Consider the following 20,094-nt stretch of genomic DNA (forward strand, 5'->3'; position numbering starts at 1 on the left):
GGTGAGCATGCCTCGTCGTAAAAACGCGAGGTATGCCATGAAATCGAGACTCTATGAAACGTCACCCAAGCTCACAACACGCGACGTCGCCGACTATTTGGGACTTGCTGTCTCCACTCTCAATAAAATGCGCCTTAGCGGGAATGGACCAACGTTCATAAAGCTTGGTCCGCGGCGTGTCGTGTACGACCTCCAGGATGTTGAGGCTTGGGTCGCGGCGCGCAGGCGTAAATCAACGTCCCACACCACTCCCGACAGCGCTTGAATTCGGTCATGCCCGACAAATCTGTTTCTGCAGCGCAACTCGCAAGACTGTCACTGCGTATCACGCTGTTGGTCTTTAATCGTGGCCTCACCCAACTTCCCAATGACACGTTGCCGCTTGAGCTGGTTGAGGAGCTAAAATCCGGAATTCGAGACGCACATGACTTTCTGATATCGGGGGCTCGAACAGACGTGGTTTCGACAGTCGTTGCGAGCAGGCTTTCCAGCCTCCTCGCATACGATTTCCATCCACTCGTGCTCTATTCCCATGCTTTTTCAGCCGACCGGCGGAGCAATCGACGGGGAAGCGATCGCATTCCAATCGAACAAGATGGCACTGTTATTGAGTTCCCGACGCCTGCCGGTGCTTTTATTCAAACTGAAAACCTTCTGCGAGCCGCGGCAGAAAGCCGGCGCCTCATATACCTCTCAGCAGTGGCCGAAGTAGAACGGCTTGCGTTCAACGCTCATCGGTTCGCAGGCAAGCCTCAAAGGCTCTTTCACCCTGCAATAGACTTTGCCCACAATGGTGAAATCTTTCTCAACAACGCGACTCTCGACAGCGGCGAGTTGCGGTGGACGAAAGGATTGCGGCCAAGGGAAGAAGAGACGCGCATCACCACCGAAGGCGAATTTGTCAGGCGGCTAGGCGAAGCCCTAGATCTGCTCGGAAACTACGGCATTCACCCGGGCTGCTTTATCCCTCCCTGTTCGGCTCCATCGAATTCGGCAGCATCCGGCCGCCACCCCAAAACACGCTCCAAACGAAAGTCATGAGACCATGGCTGGCGACAATCTGGTTGAGCTTAAGATACGAGTGCGCCTGTCGGACCACATCAGGCTGACGGTAAAACTCACCAGGCAGGGGTCGGAATGGATTGGCTGCTGTCCCTTTCATCAGGAAAAGACACCGAGTTTCACTGTCAATGACGCCAAGGGGTTCTTCCATTGCTTCGGCTGTCATGCACATGGGGACATTCTTGATTGGTGGCAAAAATCAGAGGGGCTGAATTTCAACGATGCCCGCGACCGCCTCCGCAGAGAAGCTGGGGACCTGACAACAAACGTGGTACGCCGCTCCAAGCCCTCATCACCATCCGTCGACAAAGACGCCCTTCGAAAGCAGATGGAAGCGCGATCCATATGGCGGGAGAGTGGACCATTGCGCGGCACAGTTGGCGAAGCGTATTTGCGGCGCGCTCGTTGCATTGGCATAGAAGCGCTTCCAGATTGCCTTCGCTTTCATCCCGGCCTGTTGCTGGGCCCGCGACAGTCCGAGCGGTGTCCTGCACTGATTACAGCCGTGACCGATTCAACTGTGAAGCTCGTTGCGATACAGCGCACTTTTCTAAAGAGCGACGGCAGCGGTAAAGCAGCGCTTTCGGCCCCGAAACGAAGTCTTGGTCCTGTTGGCCAGGGAGTCGTTCGCCTGGCGTCAGCACAAACAATCCTAGGCATAGCAGAAGGGGTCGAAACCGGCCTTTCCGCTATGGAACTTTTCAGCGTACCGGTCTGGTGCGTGCTTGGCTCCAATCTTTCCCGTGTCGAGCTACCCAACTCGGTGGGGCGTGTTGTTGTCTTTGCTGACAAGGGAAGAGCCGGCGAGGATGCGGCCGTCAAGGCAAGAAATGCGTTCCGGTCCCAGGGCAGGAAAGTGGTCGTCCGGTTTCCTGATGCCGGTGAGGACTTCAACGACGCATTAAAGGCGATGCGAAATGCATCATGACCCGCCGAACCAGGCGGGTGATGATTTTGCATTCGCCGCCCTGCGCATCGTCAATCCAGTTTCATTGCATGGCAAAGACGTTCCGGAACGGGAATGGTTGTGGCCGGACTGGATCCCAATGAACTCGACCACCGCGTTTTATGGCGATGGGGGTACAGGCAAGTCTCTCATGTCCCAGCAGCTGATGACGGCCTGCGCAACCGGCCTGCCGTTTTTGGGATATGATGTGCTTGAGTGTCCGGTGCTTGGAGTGTTCTGCGAGGATGATGAAACCGAGCTTCACCGACGGCAGGACCGGATTAATTCCAAGCTCAAACTGGAATTTCGAAGCCTCGGAAACATGCAGTGGGTTTCCCGCGTTGGCGATGAAAACCTTTTGATGACATTCAGCGGTGAAGGAAGAGGCGAACCTACCCCTTTCTTTCAGCAGATCGTGACGGCTGCGAAACGTGCCAGCGCCCGGCTTGTCGTTATCGACACAGCGGCCGATACGTTTGGTGGAAATGAAAATATCCGGTCTCAAGTCCGTCAATTTATCTCACTGCTCAACCGCCTGGCCATCGAGATCAACGGTGCGGTGGTGCTTCTGGCTCATCCTTCGCAGACTGGCAAAAGCAGCGGCTCCGGTGATGGTGGATCTACGGCGTGGAGCAACTCAGTCAGATCCCGCCTGTATCTTTCGCGGCCCGAGGAAAAGAATGGCGATCCGGAAGACCCGGACAAACGAATTCTTAGTCGGTTAAAAGCCAATTATGCGCGAACGGGAGATCGCCTCGATCTAAGCTGGGAAAGGGGTGCTTTCGAAAGTAACGGCACAAGCGCGGCGCAGACACTCGACAGTCCGGCGGATCGGATCGACGCCGCAAACCGCGCATTCTTGGCTGGCTTGGCGGAACTGACTGAAAAAGGTCAGCGTTGCAATGTTTATAAGGGTCAACCGAATTACGCTCCCAAGACAATCAGAGATTTGACTAACTTCGGCCAAGGATTTGAAGTCTCAGAACTTGACGCGGCAATGAAAAGGTTAATTCGCGAAGGCCGTCTTGAGAGTGTTGAAGACGGGCCACCGTCGCGTCGTCGTTCATGCCTGCGGGAAGTTGCCCCTGATATACCCGGTATTTGACTCTGTGCGCACCGTGGAGCGCGATGCCGCGTCCGTGCCTACCCAACTCCTCATCGTGCCATCAAGACGCTCTCCAGCGGCCATTTATGGACGAACTGGAAAGTCGTGCGCGGGCCGCAAAACCGGCTGCGGTCGTTCGGGTGGTTCCAAAGCATGTCGTGCGCGCTCGTACGGTGGACTTCCACCCCCTCCCCCTAAAGGGGGAGGGGGTGGAATCCTTCCGCACCTGGCCAACGTGGAAGGTCGAGAGGGAATTTGAAGCGCAGAAGTAAAAAATACAATGCTCTCAATACTTTAATTTCATTTCTAGGTGGGAGCGTGAGGCGAAGTGGACTACAATAAAGGGGATCTAATAAGCACACACACCGCGTCTTTCTATAATGATTTCATAGGCTTGCGCTTTTTGCATAGCTCTCTTCAATCTTCTGCGATCGTCTTAATCAGTTGTGATTGAGTATATTTTTCTACGCCCCTGGCGATTTGTATCGGAGATTGCGTGTTCTGCGCAGATTGGCTTCCGCAAGCGTTTTTGTCCTCAAAGCGTTGAACCTTTCCTACACTTACCTTGTAGGCCGTCGCGACCTTCCGGACACTGTCGCCGCTCACCAGAGCTGACCGGATTGCGTTTGTGGAGCTTTGTCCAGCTTCGGGCGACCGCGGGTCGCTCCTTCGGCGCGCACGTGCAAGGCCGTAATTTACTCTGTCTCGGATCATTGCTCTCTCAAACTCCGCGAACACACCCATCATCTGGAACGTCACTTTGCCCGCTGGCGTTGTGGCGTCGATACCGTACCGCCATCATTGACTTCAAGATCAGACAGTAGAAACTGAACTAGACAGGTGTCTCGAAAGCTAGATACACCTGACGGTTAAGTGGATGGGAAATCGCTTTGGCATTTGATCTGGTAAATGAAGTCTACAAGTTGTTGAGCGAGCATCCCTCAGACAAATTTGAAGCGCGTGAAATCGCTGAGCACATTTACCGCTCATTTCCTGATTATCTCGAAGAACGAACAAAGAAATCCGCGCACAGAAACAAAAGCCGCGACCTGAATACAAAAGACGGTTGGCTTTCACAACTCACGGCCGAGATTGGTGCAAAAAACCCGCAGCTTGTTCGTCACCCTCACATTGAAGTCCTCGAAACCCGCCCCAAAAAATACCTTTTTGCTACTGATAAGACCGGAACGTCGATCGACCAGCTTCCTATTGAGACGAGAGAATTTTCAGATAAGCTGAGCTTCTTTCTCGAAGCGTTTAGGGAGCGTCGTGAGGAACCTTTCTCTTACGATGAACTTTTAACCGAAGCGATGAATGAATTAAAACTCTGGCTTGAAAGGTCAAAGTCCGTTTCTTTGCGGCCAAACCTTAAGGTCACCATCAGTGTCGGGAAAGGTAACTGGACAAAGACACCTTGGATTGCAATCCTGGATCGCGAGGTGACGGAAACAACGCAAAAGGGAATCTATGTTGTGTTCCTTGTCGCAGAGGATCTGTCTGTCACTTATTTAACTCTGAACCAGGGGATGACACAGCTCAGCAGGTCTTTAGGGGACGCGGCCGCTACAAAGGAGATGAGGCGGGTTTCTGCGGTGGTGCGTCCGAAGATTGAAAAGATCACTGACGAAGGGTTTACGCTCGACGAAGGTATCGATCTGAAGTCTCAGGCAAGCGCAGCGCGAAAGTATGAAGCTGGTACGATTGCCCACCTAGCCCTGCCAAGCGATGACATTCCCGATGACGGCGCGATGGAACACCACCTAAACGTGGTGTTAGGTGCATACGAGCTTTCCAAGCATGTGGAGATCTCGCAAAGTGAAGATCAGTCTGAGCAATCAGATCTGAAAGAACTAAATCAAGTCATCGACAGCTACACGGTGGATGACGCTCTCGACGAGCTCTTTCTCGAGCGCCAGGATGTCGAGCGTTACCTCGATATTTGGCGCCACAAAAAGAACCTTATTCTTCAAGGTGCCCCGGGTGTCGGTAAATCCTTCATCGCAAAAAGACTTGCCTATGCGCTGATTGGCTTCAAAGACGACGGCAAAGTTCAAGCCGTCCAGTTTCACCAGTCTTACAGCTACGAAGACTTCGTGCAGGGCTACAGGCCCAACGGTAATCAGGGTTTTGAGCGGAAAAACGGGTCCTTTTATGAATTTCGAGATCGGGCGCTGGCAGATCCGAGCAGTACGTATGTCTTCATCATCGATGAAATCAACAGAGGCAATCTCTCAAAAATTTTCGGCGAGTTGATGCTTTTGATAGAGGCGGACAAACGCGGCCCAATGTGGAAAACTCGCTTGGCCTATGCGTCGGACAATGACCAGGATTTTTACGTTCCGGACAACCTGTTCATCCTCGGCATGATGAACACCGCAGACCGGTCGTTGTCTCTTGTCGACTATGCGCTGCGTCGACGCTTTGCCTTCGTAGCGATGGAGCCCCTTTACGGAGCGGCCAAGTTTCGCGCACAACTTGAACGTTATGGCATCCCAGAGGATACCATCAATCAAATTGTCAATAAGATGGGCGAACTTAACCAAGCCATTGAGAGCGATCGCACAAATCTCGGTCCTGGGTTTCGAATTGGGCATAGTTTCTTCACCCCGACCGAGGATGTGGATGACCCGGAAGCTTGGTATCGCCGCATCGTTGAGACGGAGATTTATCCCCTCCTAGAGGAATACTGGTTTGATGCCCCGGAGACGGCCGATCAGTGGCGCAATGAGTTGTTGAGGTGACTGGGTGACCATTCCCGTCCGCAACATCTACTACCTACTACTTTACGCCTGGGGACATTTTAAAAGCAGCGGTGTCATAGACGTTGGCGCCGATCAGAGCCCAGACCTCCCAAACCTACTCTCAAAGGTTCTGAACGACGGAACACACAGGCTCCTACGACGCGGGCTTGACCGCGGCTATGTCGAGGTCACCGAAGAGACGCGATCCCCACGAGGCAAACTTCGACTCGACGTGATGACCAAGCAACAGACAATGCTGCGTGGTTTTGCGGTCTGTGATCTTGATGAGCTGACAGCAGACGTTCTGCACAATCAGGTGCTCAAAGCGAGCTTGCTGTCCCTTGGCGCCTGTGCTGATGTCGAGAAGAGTCTTCGGCACGAGCTCATGACGTCTGCACGACGGATGGCGGGTGTTTCTTCAATTCGTCTTTCCAACGATTTGTTCCATCGCGTTCAGCTTTCAAGAAACACATCGCAGTACGGCCTCTTGATGCGCGTCTGTGAGCTGGTCTTCCACACACTCTTACCGGATGCGAAGGGTGGCGGCTCAAAATTCCGGAGCATTTTGGAAGACGAAACCCGGATGTCAGCGCTTTTCGAGGATTTCTTGCGGAACTTCTATCGCTCGGAGTTATCAGGGTATTCCGCAGCCTCGGAGATCATGCCTTGGTTCGCGCACGCCGACGACGAGGCTGATCTTGCGTATCTCCCGATCATGAAAACCGACATCAGTCTCCGGTCGGGCGCTCGCACGATCGTGGCCGATGCCAAATACTACAAAGAGGTTCTGGCCGGTGGACGCTATGACCTGAAGGTGAGATCTGATCACCTTTATCAGCTTTCGACCTATCTCGCGCATGTGAGAAAGAAGGAGCCTGGCCAGGAGGTATCCGGTCTCCTCATCTACCCAACAAAGGACCAATCTTTGCGTCTAAACTATCGACTTCTTGAGATGCCTGTGAAAATTGCAACCATTGATCTAGGTGCTGAGTGGCCGGAGATCCATGCTGAGCTGATCGAGTTAATTGAACCCGTTGCTGAGCCAACATCCGTTAAGTTTGACCACATGGCGTAAAGAAGTCAGCTGCGATACTCCTCGAGCTCTTTGATTTTGCTTCCGAATGATACGCGTATCGCACAACCATTTCTGCTCTCGCGGCTTTGTGAACGGCCGCATCCCTGTTTAAGCATCGAGAGTCACCATTCAAATCGCATTCGCACAATTTAATATATGATAATGTCCTTTATCAGATAAAGATTTCCATATAACATCTGGATCATGACCAAACTCACAATTCGAAGTGCCGAAGACGCCGACAGTTTATTGGAGCGAATCCGTCTTTCGGCGACGCGAGCCCGCGATCGCCTGGTTGCACACGCAGATGATCCTCTTCTCATGTTCAAATGTATGAAATTCGATGCGATTGGGTTCCATCCGATCGACGATCGTCCACTCAATCTTGTCGAGCAGATCAATCAAACCTGGACATATGCTGTGGCAATTGTTGCGGCACGAAAGCTTTTGTCATGGCACCCAGATGCTGGAGGTTTTCACTTGGCACCGGGAGCACACGCGTCGCTGGACCTTGATATCATGAGTGAAGCAGACGGGCTCGTTGGCGCGGAGACATTTGCGGCCGTCACGCCCAAGAACAATAGCAAACTAAACAACGATCTTGCAAAGCTGGCGAAGCGAGCCGAAATCCATCGTTACGTATTTTTCCAATCGCCACAATTCCCTGGCAGCGAGCGCCGTCAACAGTTTGAACATGACGGCATTCAGGTATGGTCCGTCGATGTGTAGCCAGATCATTCCAGCGTTCCCTGAAAAATTAACTGCTATTGTCGAGGCATCCGGTGAGCGGTCCTTTGCTCGCTATCTCGAATTCTTCACAGCCAATATCCGTAATCCCAACACGCGGCGCGCCTATGCGAGAGCGGCGATGGATTTCTTGATCTGGAGTGCCGATAGAGGTGTCACCTCGCTTCCGGCGATTCAGCCAATCCACGTCGCCGCCTGGGTCGAGGAACTTGGCAAGAGTCTTTCAGTGCCGACTGTGAAACAGCGGTTGGCTGCTGTGCGGCATTTATTCGACTGGTTCGTCACAGGCCAGGTGGTGCCGGTCAATCCGGCCGCGAGCGTCCGAGGTCCGAAGCATGTGGTCAAGCGAGGAAAGACGCCGGTCCTAGAGCCTCTTGAAACCCGGCAGTTGATTGAGCGGATCGACACAACCAAGGTCGTTGGCCGTCGAGATCGAGCGCTCATTGGAATGATGGTCTATTCGTTTGCTCGGATTGGGGCGGCGCTCAGTCTCAAGGTGGAAGATGTTTACACCCAGAACCGGCGGCTATGGGTGCGGCTGCACGAAAAGGGCGGCAAGCAGCACGAAATGCCTTGCCACCATAATCTCGATGCTTGGCTGCACGAGTACTTGGATGCAGCTGAGCTGTGGGAGGATCGCAAAGGCTATGTGTTCCGGACAATCGACCGGGACACTAAGGAACTGTCAGAGCGTCCTCTTCCCCAGGCAAACGCTTATGCGATGATTCGTCGCCGTGCCAAGCAGGCGGGCATTACAAAGCCGATTGGAAACCACACCTTCCGAGCGACGGGCATCACAGCCTACTTGAAAAACGAGGGTTCGCTGGAGATTGCGGCTCGAATGGCCAATCATGCCTCCATGCGGACAACGCAGCTTTACGACAGACGTGGTGATGAAGTGAGCTTGGACGAGGTCGAGCGTATTGTGATCTGACTTGGGCCTTGCTAGCCCTAAGTTACCTGCGTGTTTTTGTCTTGGCCGATTTTCAGCCGAAAAGAACTTGGCACATTTATACCCGATGGGGGTGCCCCAATTCGAGAGCATTGAGGACCAAACCTCGAGCTTTAAAAAATCGAAACAGACACCCCCACCAGGGGTATCCCGCCTCACACACACGAGTGTTTTGTAGATCAATATCACTTTATGCAAGGGTAGGTTTGCGTCGCAAAATCTGAGAAAGAACGAAATAGGGTGGCAAGGAGATCGACAGCTTGTAACGCTCACCACAGCAATAGCTGCCATTCAGTAACTTTGGATATCTCCTGTTCCATTAAACTTGCCGAACACTGCCGACTGCGATGCATTGTGGGGAAGAACGGCCCGGAGCTGCGGTTTAACTGATCCCATAATAGTGCGTTGCGAGGGTGAGACCGGACATTCAATGTTCTACTAGACTTTGGCAACCTTACCTTGCAGAAGACACCTCCAAGTACAATATGAAGTGCGTACGAAGATTGGTCGACTGTGGGCGGGGCAATGGACGGCGTTTTGGGCTTAATTAGGGATCACTTTTTTGACGGAGCTTCTCTGCTACTCGCAGCCTGCGCGCTCATTTACGCAGCGCTCGCACTTCGTGTCGCCAAAAAAGCACTCGTAACTGCCAAAATGTCCGACCTTGCAACACTAAAGTTGAAAGCACATGAGGGGCGTGAACGGGCCGAGCAGAGTTTTCTTTCTTTGCAATCTGCCTGTCACGATACGCGCAGCCAATGGAGCCTTCATCATGATCGCCACTTTCCCATGCTTGGGAGCCTACATTCTCCCCAAGACGATACGCGTCACATCTCGGAAATCGAAAAAGAAGGACGCGCGCTGCTAAGGCCCCTTGATCTCAGTTTGTCTGAACTGGGGACTAAGGATGCTGCCGAACTGGAAGACTACATTCAACGAACGCATCGTACGGCTACGAGGATCGAACAGCTTCGATTTGAGCTGTCCCCTCCAAAACAGCTGTTTGCCTGATCGGCCCAATGCCGACATCCGTGCTAACCAGTTTGTATGTCTGCTTTACGCCCCCATTTCGGACGTCAAGGCAGTCTGAGTGGCTTCACGAAAGCGGACTGAGTTTTTCCAATTCTAGGCTAGGAGGGATGCTTGGATTTATTAACGGAGGTTGACGACGTTTCAGTTTCAGCATGAAATCACATTCATCTTAGAGTTGAGATCATCTACACCAAAAAATATCAGCATCGAACCAGTAATGTTCGGTGGCAAAAGCATCGAATAGCATTCCAATTTGATCACTCATAAGGACAAACTAGAGGTACCCGCGTGCAAAAGAAGCACCACTTGGACGCGTCGCCCATACCTACCGGATTTCGGATCTACTTTGAGAGGCTTCCTGTCGTGGAGGTGGGTATGAACGGCCGAAAAGCCAATGCGACGGAATTCTGCAAGGCATCCGGTCAGTCATTGGCACTGGTGCCCGAACCAACCAACAAGCACGATGGGAACGCGATCATAGTTCTCGGCGAGTGGAAAGGATGGTTCAGGCGAAAGCGGAAAGTTCTCGGATATGTTCCAGCTGAGACGGCTGCGACTTTGGCAAAGTCCGGAAATGTTGCCTACGTTCAACCGCGACTTCTAAAGACTTATCTGGGAACGGATGGTTTTGTCGAAATCGAATTTCAGATCATCGGGCCCAAGGATCTCTACGAGAGCGTCTTTCCCAAAAAGCACACGCGAGCTGAAGAGAGCTCGAAGGCTACTGTAGACCAGCGGAATATTGACGCCACGGAACAGGTAAGGTCTGTCATTGAACTAATGGATTCCACTCCCGTGATGGCCCCGGAGAAGTCTCAGGCGCTCTCGAAAGCCCACTTTCGCAAGGCATGGGCGCGAATGTTGGAAACGGGCGAAACATATGGCCAGGCCGCTGGTGGGTTGGCGTTCCTGAACCGATCCCAAGACAAGGTGCGTGGCCATCTGAGATCCATCGACAACGATCTGGCGGCTCAAGCGGAAATCGTGGAGGACACGTTTCGGGATTATCTGAAAACGGGCGAAGTTCCTCCACCGTACTATGCGTGGCGGATAGCGGTCATCCTAAGCAAGGCCAAGCGGAAAGATCTCGAGCGGGAATTTCTCGCGTCTTGGTGCAAACATTTTCCGAAAGGAAACGGCAGTCGATATGACGACCTTGTCGTCAGGGCCAGGAAGCTAGGTGTCGAGGTCTGAGCTTCAAAACTCTCCGATTTCCCGTTGACGTCGGAATTCGTTCTGATGCCATTCAAGTTTCCTGTGTGCGTATTGCTCAGACTGTCCGGTCAGCGCCTTCATACAGGTCGTTCGCCCGTTCAAGACTCACCCCCTAAAGCTGCCGTTTGTCGCCCGAATCTGATTAATATTCGCGCAAACTAAGGAACGAAACTTCCGGGGTTCCTTACATCCGAAGTTTTTCAATATTTCGTTTGGACAAAATGAACCCCGCAACCTAACGTTTTACGAGCTGACTTCTTGAATAAATATTGTCCTATGGGAGAGAGTTGAACTTTATGCGTCTACTCGTTTCAGCTGACATTCATCTGGGTTCGCCTATCCGCTCGGCCGCTATGCGCAACCCGGAACTCGGTGATCGATTGAAACAAGCAAGCCGCGATGCGTTTATCCGCATTGTCGATCTGGCCATCTCGGAGGACGTCGACGCGCTGGTTCTTGCTGGCGACATCTTTGACAACGACCAGCCTGACCTTAAGACCCGGGCTTTTCTTATCTCGCAACTAGCAGAGGCTGCTGACGCGGATATCCCGACTTTACTGATCCGTGGCAACCATGATGCGCTTCTGGATCACCGTGCCCACGGCGACCTGGGCCCGAATATCCATCTGCTGCACAAGGATGCACCCAGCGTGGAAATCGCTGGCGTGTGGTTCCACGGTCTGTCGTTCGACACAGCGCACGTTTTAAGAAGTTTCCTGCCCGACTACCCCGGACCTGTACCAGGGCAGAAAAACGTAGGGCTGATACACACATCCCTAGATGGCGCGCCCGGGCATGACCCTTATGCTCCCTGTTCAGAACAGGATCTGATGGCTCACGGCTACGATCTCTGGTGCCTCGGACATATCCATGCTCCTTTCGAGCGGTCGTCTGGCCCGGTTCTCGCTGTGATGCCGGGTATTCCGCAGCCTCGCCATTTCGGAGAACGCACCGGCGGCACCGTCGCGATTGTCGAGCTAGGTGACGGCACACCTGAAATCGAGAGGCATCAGGTCGGTCGGCTGAGGTTCAAGAATTGCTCGCTTGATCTAACCGATTGTTCCGATGTTCAGGAAACCCTGAGAACACTTCGGGCCAAGCTTGAAGTCATGCGCGATCCCGAACACGACACTGCGGTGCGCCTGCTGGTGACTACAGGACACCATACGGCCGACATGCTGGCGGCCCTTACGAACGAAGTGCTCGAAAACATCGATCGCGTTTTTGTCGACAAGATAAAAGTGACTGCCCCGAAGCAGCAACTCGACTCGAAGACAGATGACCTGGTGCGCCTGATGCGGGAAGAGCTCTCGGAACCGGGCTTCCAGCATGCCGGCAAACAGGTTCTCGAAGATCTCCGAGGGGTCCTGCCCCGCGCAATCAGTGACGAATTGTCTGAAGACGTATTGGATGACCTCTTGGAGGAGGCCATCAACGAAGTCACACTGTCTTTGCACGCTGGAGCCGCGGAATGAGACTGAACCGGCTTGATCTCATTCGCTATGGCCGTTTTGACGGCGCACAAATCATGCTCCCCGAACCGGCTACGGGCCAACCCGACGTCACCGTTATTTACGGACCGAATGAATCGGGAAAATCCACCGCCTTCAACGGACTTCTGGAACTTCTTTTCGGCATGAAGGCTGGAGCTCACCCTTATGCTTACAAGTTCGAGCGCAATGACCTTCTTGTGGGTGCGGAGCTAAACATACCTGGGCGTGGAGCTACAGTCTTGCGTCGCAACGGCAAACGCACCCAGTCTTTGCTAGACTATCAGGGCCGGCCGGTCGAAGACGCAATTCTGTCGAGTGCACTCCACGGACTGAGATTGGATGATTATGTCGAACGCTTCTCGCTGAACGACAAAGGCCTCCGCGAAGGTGGTGAACGGATTGCAGGTGCAAAGGGAGACCTAGGACAGCTTTTGCATGCAGGTGTTTCAGGATTGACCAATATGGCAACCACACTGGAAGCCATGACCGCACGCTCCGATCTATTTCACAAAAAAGGAGGGCGAAATACCGCCCTCAAATCTGGCAAGGAACGTCTGAAGGAAATCGGTGATGTACTGAAAACGGCACGTTTGACACCGGAGCGTGAAAGGAACCTTCGCACAGACCGTGATGCCGCTCGAAAGGTGTTCGAAGAAGCTGACGCTGAACTCTCTCGAGCCAGAAAACGACAGGCAGCGGGAGCCGCCGCTCAGACCTGGTACGACCGGTCGGAGGAAATTCGCAAAATCGACGAGACCCTTGCCGGTTTTCCTAAAGGCCCGGATCTGAAGAAGGGTACGGTTGGACATGTTGCCACTTTTGTAACAACAATTTCGGAAAAAGCTGAAAGCATCGCGGAAGCAGACGGAAGGGTCGCGCGAAGCGAAAAGGTTATCGCGGAAAACGAAGCCGATCCCGTTGCAGCAGAACTCGCAGCTGAAATCACAAAGCTGGAACAAACAAGAGTTGAAGAAGCTTCCCTGATATCACGCGCCGACACAGCCAGGTCCGATCTGGAAAAACGCACTGGTGAACGCGATGAAATAGCTCGCCAGATAAAACAGATCCAGGCCACATTGCAGGTTCCTGATGTACCTGTGACATCATTGGTTTTGACGAGCGAAGAACTGGAGACCTTCGGAAACGCGGCTCAAGCTTGCCAGACCACTGAACGCGAGTTGAAAGCGGCTTTGGACGTTGTGAAGACGGCGCGCGAGCAACTGGGCGATGCGCCAGCCAAGCCACAGGATTTGTCGCAGCTGCAGGTCGCGTTTGACGCCTGGCAGGCTGTGGCAGATGTGTCCGGTCCAGAACAGGCCCTAGAAAGGGAAAATGCGCGACTTGTGAAAGTGGTATCCGGCCTGCCTGCGTCTTGGCAGAAGCTGGTCGAAAACGGTCTTCCCGCGCGCGAAACCCTCGATGATGTACTGCGGGAATGGAACACGCTGACTTCGAACTTAGACGCTGCCACAGAGGACTTTGAGGCTCGCGATACCTCATACAAAGTCGCGCGCGCGAAGCGGGAAGCTGATGAAGGCGAGCCAACTTCGATAGATGCGGCGGCGACCGAAGAAACGCGTCGCCTACGCGACGCCGCCTGGCATTCGCATCGAGGCACACTCTCCGCCGAAACGGCAGACTTTTTCGAGGAGGCCATGCGTGCCGATGATGGCGCGCATACAAATTATCTGATGGGTACGGAGGCGCGTAAGCAGATCGCCAACTCCCGGACATTGGAAGCCACAGCGAGGGCCGCACGTGACGCCGCAAAGGACAAACTCGATAGATTGACAGAGAGCCGCGACGACTTGTCGAAGCGTATTGCCTCGATCACGACAGCGCTTGGCCAGTCGCCCGATGTGGGACCGGAAGCATTCGCCGGAAGGCGTTCTGCACTTTCGACAGCCGCGGAAATCGCTGCAGACGTTGCTGTTGCCGAGGACGCGTTGGAAAAACATTCCAGGCATCGCAAGGCCGCCTTAGAGGGTCTTTCCGCCGCCGCCCAGCTGGTTGACATCAAAGGCGACGAAGGAAACCTCCCGGCACGGGTTGGTAAGGCCCTCGCCCTTCAGGACAGTGTGCGTGACGTTTGGGAAAAATGGCGCCGTGGTGAGCAAACCATAACTGAACACGAAAAAGCCGTCTCGCAAGCTGAGGACGAAAAGAAGGTAGCCTTTGCCCGACTGGAAACGCTGACCGCGGCTTTGCCTCTTCCGGACTGTTCGGCCGCCGGCATAAAGACGGCGTTGCCGCACCTGCGCACGCTGCAACAGCTTCACCGCGAACACGAAAATCTGGCAAGACGAGTTGACGCCCTTGAACGCGCCGTCGCGACCCTTGCCAGAAGCGTGTTGCGATTGGCAGAGTTGCTTGAAGAGCCCTTCGCCCCCAAAGACGATCCCCTCCCGATTATCGACCGCGCTCGGCTACGCGTCTCCAATGCTGAAAATGCGGATCGGCTCAGAAAGAGAGAAGAAGATCTTCTCGTTGAGGAAAACCAGAGCCGGATTCGTGCAATCGGCGCACGCGATGAAACCCAGGACAAGCTAGAAAAACTGTTTGAAGGGCAAGGTGGTGAAGACCTTCCACCAACGGAGCGAGCAGCTCGCTTGGCCGAACGCGACGAGTTGCGCCAAGAGCATGACAATTCGGATAAGCGTCGCACAGAAGCGCGTAACGGCGTGGACCGTACGCTCTTCGACGAAGAACTGGCGCATTTACCCGACGCAACGCGAGAAGCTGAAACGCAACAGGAACTCGACGATGCACAAACGGCTCGTGATGCCGCTCGCGACGCGGCCGTTGAAAAAGAGCGCCTTTACCGGGAAGCCTACAATGCCGCTGACAACAGTGAACTGGTCACGGAACAGGCCACGGTCTTCGAAGAGTTGCGAGGCGGTGCGCGCCAGGCGGCTGTTGCAAGGTTGGGCGTTTTGGCAGCAAGGGGGGCGCTGAGGCGCCTGGCTACCGAACGCCGCAGCACAATGCTCAAGGATGTGGAAGAGGCTTTTGTCACAATGACCTCCAATGAATGGGAGAAAGTCGTGGTCTGGACCGAAAACCAGGGCGAGAAGCTTGTTGGCATCAAGCCCGGTGGCGATCCTGTTCCGGTCGAAAACATGTCCACCGGGACCATGGGTCAGCTGTATTTTGCGCTGCGCCTTGCCGGTTATCGCAGCTTTGCGCGTGACCCGGGCCCCTTGCCGATGATCCTCGACGACATCTTGGAAACCTTCGATGACGCCCGAGCGTCTGCCGCGTTGAATCTCTGCGCGGAAATCGGACGAAGCGGACAGGCAATCATCTTCACGCACCACGCGCATTTGGTGGAATTGGCCCGCAAGAGCATTCCGGGTGTTTCCATTGTGAAGATGCCGGATTGAAAGAAAGCAGAGTTTCATCGAAAGCCGCACACGCTGTAAACTCGTAAGAGGCTTTGCTAATCTGCTCCTGGCCGGAGCACGCCCGAAGTCTGCGAAAATGCTTCCGGCTCGCAAAGATATGCCTCAGCGATGTGAAGGGCAGAAATATGCGATCCGTGCACTTCCGAGCTTCCGCAATCGCACTCGTCAGGATGGATTTCACGAACCCACAGCCCGTCCGGATTCCGACGATAAAACCAGCCTTTGTTGAACCCTGCTCCCGTCATGTCGAGCCCCGGATGTTCGACCACTAATTCACACACCTCGAATAGGTCTGGCCCATGAGGTAGCACGCCAATGCCTTTCTGATAGAACGTCGTGTGACCTAAATTTGCGTGCTGGATCAGTTCATCGATCTCAAACGTAATGCTGCCGTTCTCCCGCATAAGCGCTTCGACTTTTGGAAAGCGCATGGGTGTGCTGCTATCGGCTGTCCCAAACAGGACGACATTAGGAACGCTGACAACGATCCCGCCAAATTGGTCGCCATCTATTGACTCGAATTTCTCTGCAACCGTGTCTCCAGAGTAGAACGCCGTTCGGGGCCAAGCGATTTTGACGTAGCTTTCTTTATATTCTGGTAGGTCAAGTGCCCTCTTGAATGCCGGAATTGAGACTTCGGAATCTCCGCCCATCTCAATCTCTCGCCAAGGCAAGCCGAGCAATGCATCCAAGATTGGATCCTCGATTGGCGAAGGGAAAATCGCACTCATTTCCGTCGCACCGCGCTCGGCCGCAAAGTCACGTAAAACTGCTCGATCGGCGATGATATGGGCGCGGAAGCAATCACTGGGCACCGGATTGTTTCGCAAAGGCCCAATTAGCCAAGCCGACTGCGCCTCGGTTCGACAACGGTACCCCTCGATACTGAGCGCTGCGAGATCAACCGACCCAATTCGTGCTGCCGTCTCCTTATCTAAGATGTAGAGATGACCGTCGCCTTCCTCGAAAGAGTATTGCGCCATGCGTTTGCGAAGCAAGACCGGCCGTTCCTCGTAGTCTTCGCTCATCTCAATCATTGAGCTTTCGGAGTATTTATGGCTCGCAAACCAAGCGCCCACTGCGGCGTCAGAGGAGCAATCAATGTAGAATGATCGCCATCCGTAGTGCTGCAAGAGGGCCTGTGTGAATTCAAGAGAATCGCCGTGCCCCTTCAAAAAAACATCCAGTACGTTTTTGACGTACCGGCTCCATTTAAGCATTTCGCTTGGGATACAGCCTTGTCGATCGAACGAACTCAAAACGGAAGGAAGGCGAGGTTCTCCATAGTGGGAAGTTTGTCCTCGGAAGAGTGCGGTTTCGCCGTGTTCAGCGACAACAGTTTCAAGATCCAACGAAGTCTCCGCTCTGATCTGCTTCATCCTAGATCCTCATAGACGACACCATACTCATATCTGTCTGGGTTAGGGCTTGGGGCACGCATTACATGGTGGCCACCTGCTATGGTTATCAAGCTCGGAACGGCGTTGCATCGACTTGTTCGAGACCGGCAATTTGTTCAGCCAGAATCACCGCGTCGCAGTTAATCTGTTCCGTGTGGGCCATTCGTCCACGCCGCAGCGAATGCAGAACGCCGACAAAGCTGACAGGCTATTTGCCTTTCATGCCAGCGGCGCTCTTGATTAGTTCGATGTGGCCCACGGCATATCGTTCGACCACCACCAAGGTTTCTTTACAAGCGAGCTTCAAATCATCGGGTGGCGGTGCTTCGTCATAATAGGTGCCATGACAGAGCGAATTGATCAGCACACTCTTGATACTCATACCATCTTCGCTGGCAAGAAAGGCTATGAAATCTTGCACGGATTGCGATTTGTCAGGCCTGCAAAAACGACCGACAGCCTCTAGGACGGATCGAATTGCATTGCCAGTACCGTGGTCTGGATCATTCCCATTCGCGACCTGATAGACATGCTCCAATTGCCGCTCGAATGGAGCAACATACTTTCGCAAGTGTGTGAGCTTGTGCGTTGCACCTTCGTTGTGCAATGAAAACGTCGCTTCTGGCTTCACAACAGCATTTGTCCGAGAGATGTTGAAAAAATAGCTGCTGTGGGTCAGTACAAGCAGATTTGGCCTCAGGTTTTTGTTGCCATCGATCTTGCCGGGATTTGTAGAAACCTCGCCCTGGTCTGAAATATTCAAGTTCTTAAGCGTTTGCGCTATCGAAAACACAAAATCATAGGACATCGAAGTAACTGGGTCATCGAAGACAAGGAATAGCTTCCGGTAGTCGGATACTGCTTCCACTTTTCGGTGCACGCACGCGACAAAGTAGCAAAACGCAATTGCGGTCTTCTCTCCATCGCTTAGTGTTCGATGCGGCCCTCGTGCCATTTCCTGATCGCCCCGCTTCAACACGAAACTAGTTCGATCAAACAGGTACTTGTCGGCGAAGAATTCTTTCAGCAGTAACTCGAAAGTGTCCGCTACGCGATCTCGGGCTTTTGTCGAAGGGCTCGACTTTTCGAGTTCGTTCAGCTCCTGTTCCCTATTATGTGCCTCAACACTGAGAGTTCTCAGTGCCTCAATATCGGCCCAGTTTTCTATAGCGAACTCACGCTCAAATACGGAGCACGCCTTGCGCTGCAGAGCTTTGCGCTCGTCATCCGCCTTTTCAACCGCCTGGGATAGCTCAGATGCTCTATCGTTATTCCTTTCTATGACTTTGTTGACTTGGGCGATGCTCTCAGCCAGATCTTCTGAAGGCAAGGCAAGTGCTGCCATAAGCGCTCCTGCCTTCCGCTCTATCGCCGTCTTTATTGATGAAATCGCAGTTCGTGCTTGGACAAATGCAACTTCACATGAGCCCATTGAGATATCCTTCTTGGATGGCACAAAACGCTTAAGGTCGTCATAATGAGACTTCTGTCTCGCAATGTGCCTCTCGGTCTCGTTCAGCTCATCCTCTTTCCTTTCGAGCTTGCGAAGGAAGTCTCGAAGCTCATCTTTGTGCTTCTCCTCTTCATCGGTGAAGTACTCAATGTAAGCATCGACAATTGCCTTGGGATCGGGAGCGGTGATGCCTTGCTCGCAAAAGGGGCATTCTGTTCGATGCTCGTCTTGAACAATCTGTGCGCCTTCTTTGTAGAAGCCGTGATGTACATCGATTTTTTTCTTAATGCCCTCTGAAACACTCGAGGGCGATGTCACCTTCTGAAGCGAACTTTCGAGCGCGCCCAAATCTATATTGTTGGGGGATACGAGTGCCACGGGCTCAGGATAGATAGGCTCCGCTGGTATTGATTTCAGGCTGTCAAGGTCCTTCAAGATATCGACGAAGCTTTGCTCTGGAGGGTCTGGTTTGTCCCTGTAGCGTTGAAGAAGCTTACCAAAACTTAGTTCAGCGTACTCTTTGAGGCGCTTGTTGATGCCAGCCTTCTCGCTGAGCTCTTCGAGTTTTTCCTTCTCAAACTTGTTATTAATAGAGGAGAATGCCGCATGCTCCTTGCTTTGCGCATCACCAAGTGCGTGTTGTGCATCTTTGAGCTTGATGTTGTCGCTATCGACAGCGATCTCATTTTCGATCTCACCGTCAATCTCATATTTCCGTTCTCTTAGTTCATCTTGGACGAAGTCTTCGGAGAAAACGTGAAATAGGGTATCAGCGATGGTCGCACCAACAATGTCGCCGGTCTTTTCAAGAGCAAGGGATCCAAGGGTTTCTGTTCCGCGCGAAAACGAGAAACGCCCTTTGCCATCCGGCGCCTCGTCGGAGACGAGGTAGAATGCTGCCTTGGTAACATCCTCTCGCTGTCCATGCAGATCAAGGTAACGAAACGCCCGCGACAGGAATGATTTTCCCGTTCCGTTTCGTGCGAAGATTAGATTCTGAGCATGTTTTGTAAGCTCGCCGTCCAACGAGAAAATGGGCCCCAGGTAACGAGCTGAGATAGAAAAACTTGGCGTTGGCGCTGTACTCATAGTGTCTCACCCAAATCGCCTCGAGCCTATCACCAACGCATCAATTGATCCAAGGGTTGAATGACTGGATGCAAATACTATCGAGGGTAGTGCCATGAAGCACCAAGCAGACGACCGCTTTCCAGCTGCTGTAGCTGAATAGTCATACGCGCAAAGAAGATGACCCAGCCCCCTGATCCGGGCCGTTCAAGCGTAGTATCCGTTCTCGTTTTTTTCTGATGTTTTGGGTCGGGTCAAGGCCTGCTGAGCGGAGCCTTTGCGGAGCGGGATCGATAGTGGCGATACCACGCATTTCCGGCTCCAGCGCCTATGCCGTTAGCTGATCGCGCCATGGTGCGGGATCGCGCGCAATCCGCAGGAGGAATGGGAGCTCTTTTCCG

15 protein-coding genes are annotated in these 20,094 nt (G+C 53.3%); 12 read left to right on the forward strand and 3 right to left on the reverse strand.

What is annotated here, in order from left to right; all coding sequences use genetic code 11:
- Positions 1-37 precede the first annotated feature (37 nt).
- The 4 genes from Q0915_RS20630 to Q0915_RS20645 are packed head-to-tail and all read left to right on the forward strand — an operon-like array spanning position 38 to position 3,113.
- Positions 38-265: a helix-turn-helix domain-containing protein gene (locus Q0915_RS20630; protein WP_299478093.1), complete on the forward strand. Its 228-nt coding sequence runs from the start codon at positions 38-40 to the stop codon at positions 263-265.
- A gap of 8 nt (positions 266-273) precedes the next feature.
- Positions 274-1,041, forward strand: coding sequence for a hypothetical protein (locus Q0915_RS20635; protein ID WP_299478096.1), 768 nt, complete (start codon positions 274-276; stop codon positions 1,039-1,041).
- A gap of 4 nt (positions 1,042-1,045) precedes the next feature.
- Positions 1,046-1,990, forward strand: a complete 945-nt coding sequence (locus Q0915_RS20640; protein WP_299478099.1) for a CHC2 zinc finger domain-containing protein — start codon at positions 1,046-1,048, stop codon at positions 1,988-1,990.
- A complete protein-coding gene (locus tag Q0915_RS20645) occupies positions 1,980-3,113 on the forward strand; it encodes an AAA family ATPase (RefSeq protein WP_299478102.1) in 1,134 nt (377 codons plus the stop codon). Before Q0915_RS20640 ends, Q0915_RS20645 begins: the two co-directional genes overlap by 11 nt.
- Positions 3,114-3,530: 417 nt before the next feature.
- Here the strand turns inward: Q0915_RS20645 and Q0915_RS20650 are convergent, their stop codons facing one another.
- A complete protein-coding gene (locus tag Q0915_RS20650; protein ID WP_299479131.1) occupies positions 3,531-3,899 on the reverse strand; it encodes a recombinase family protein in 369 nt (122 codons plus the stop codon).
- A 104-nt stretch (positions 3,900-4,003) separates the two neighbouring features.
- Between Q0915_RS20650 and Q0915_RS20655 the strand changes: the two genes are divergently transcribed.
- The 8 genes from Q0915_RS20655 to Q0915_RS20690 all read left to right on the forward strand — a co-directional run bounded on the left by Q0915_RS20655 (position 4,004) and on the right by Q0915_RS20690 (position 15,751).
- Positions 4,004-5,854, forward strand: coding sequence for a DUF3578 domain-containing protein (locus Q0915_RS20655; RefSeq protein ID WP_299478105.1), 1,851 nt, complete (start codon positions 4,004-4,006; stop codon positions 5,852-5,854).
- Positions 5,855-5,858: 4 nt separating this feature from the next.
- Positions 5,859-6,929: a hypothetical protein gene (locus Q0915_RS20660; RefSeq protein ID WP_299478108.1), complete on the forward strand. Its 1,071-nt coding sequence runs from the start codon at positions 5,859-5,861 to the stop codon at positions 6,927-6,929.
- 204 nt (positions 6,930-7,133) lie between these two features.
- Entirely contained in the window at positions 7,134-7,658 is a 525-nt protein-coding gene (locus Q0915_RS20665) for a hypothetical protein (RefSeq protein WP_299478111.1), read from the forward strand.
- Positions 7,651-8,610, forward strand: a complete 960-nt coding sequence (locus Q0915_RS20670; RefSeq protein ID WP_299478114.1) for a tyrosine-type recombinase/integrase — start codon at positions 7,651-7,653, stop codon at positions 8,608-8,610. The genes Q0915_RS20665 and Q0915_RS20670 overlap by 8 nt, the downstream gene beginning before the upstream one ends.
- 543 nt (positions 8,611-9,153) lie before the next feature.
- Positions 9,154-9,639: a hypothetical protein gene (locus Q0915_RS20675; protein ID WP_299478117.1), complete on the forward strand. Its 486-nt coding sequence runs from the start codon at positions 9,154-9,156 to the stop codon at positions 9,637-9,639.
- Between the two features lie 396 nt (positions 9,640-10,035).
- Positions 10,036-10,854, forward strand: coding sequence for an HIRAN domain-containing protein (locus tag Q0915_RS20680; RefSeq protein ID WP_299478120.1), 819 nt, complete (start codon positions 10,036-10,038; stop codon positions 10,852-10,854).
- A 317-nt stretch (positions 10,855-11,171) separates the two neighbouring features.
- Entirely contained in the window at positions 11,172-12,350 is a 1,179-nt protein-coding gene (locus tag Q0915_RS20685; RefSeq protein WP_299478123.1) for a metallophosphoesterase, read from the forward strand.
- A complete protein-coding gene (locus tag Q0915_RS20690; protein ID WP_299478126.1) occupies positions 12,347-15,751 on the forward strand; it encodes an AAA family ATPase in 3,405 nt (1,134 codons plus the stop codon). The genes Q0915_RS20685 and Q0915_RS20690 overlap by 4 nt, the downstream gene beginning before the upstream one ends.
- 56 nt (positions 15,752-15,807) lie before the next feature.
- Here Q0915_RS20690 and Q0915_RS20695 read toward each other — a convergent pair whose 3' ends face one another.
- Together Q0915_RS20695 and Q0915_RS20700 are read right to left on the reverse strand one after the other, a co-directional pair.
- The gene (locus Q0915_RS20695; RefSeq protein WP_299478128.1) at positions 15,808-17,151 is read right to left on the reverse strand and encodes a hypothetical protein; all 1,344 of its coding nucleotides are present in this window, start codon (positions 17,149-17,151) and stop codon (positions 15,808-15,810) included.
- Positions 17,152-17,380: 229 nt separating this feature from the next.
- Positions 17,381-19,714, reverse strand: coding sequence for an AAA family ATPase (locus tag Q0915_RS20700; protein ID WP_299478130.1), 2,334 nt, complete (start codon positions 19,712-19,714; stop codon positions 17,381-17,383).
- Between the last annotated feature and the right edge of the window lie 380 nt (positions 19,715-20,094).

The sequence above is a fragment of the uncultured Roseibium sp. genome (assembly GCF_947494555.1).
Classification (GTDB): Bacteria; Pseudomonadota; Alphaproteobacteria; order Rhizobiales; family Stappiaceae; genus Roseibium.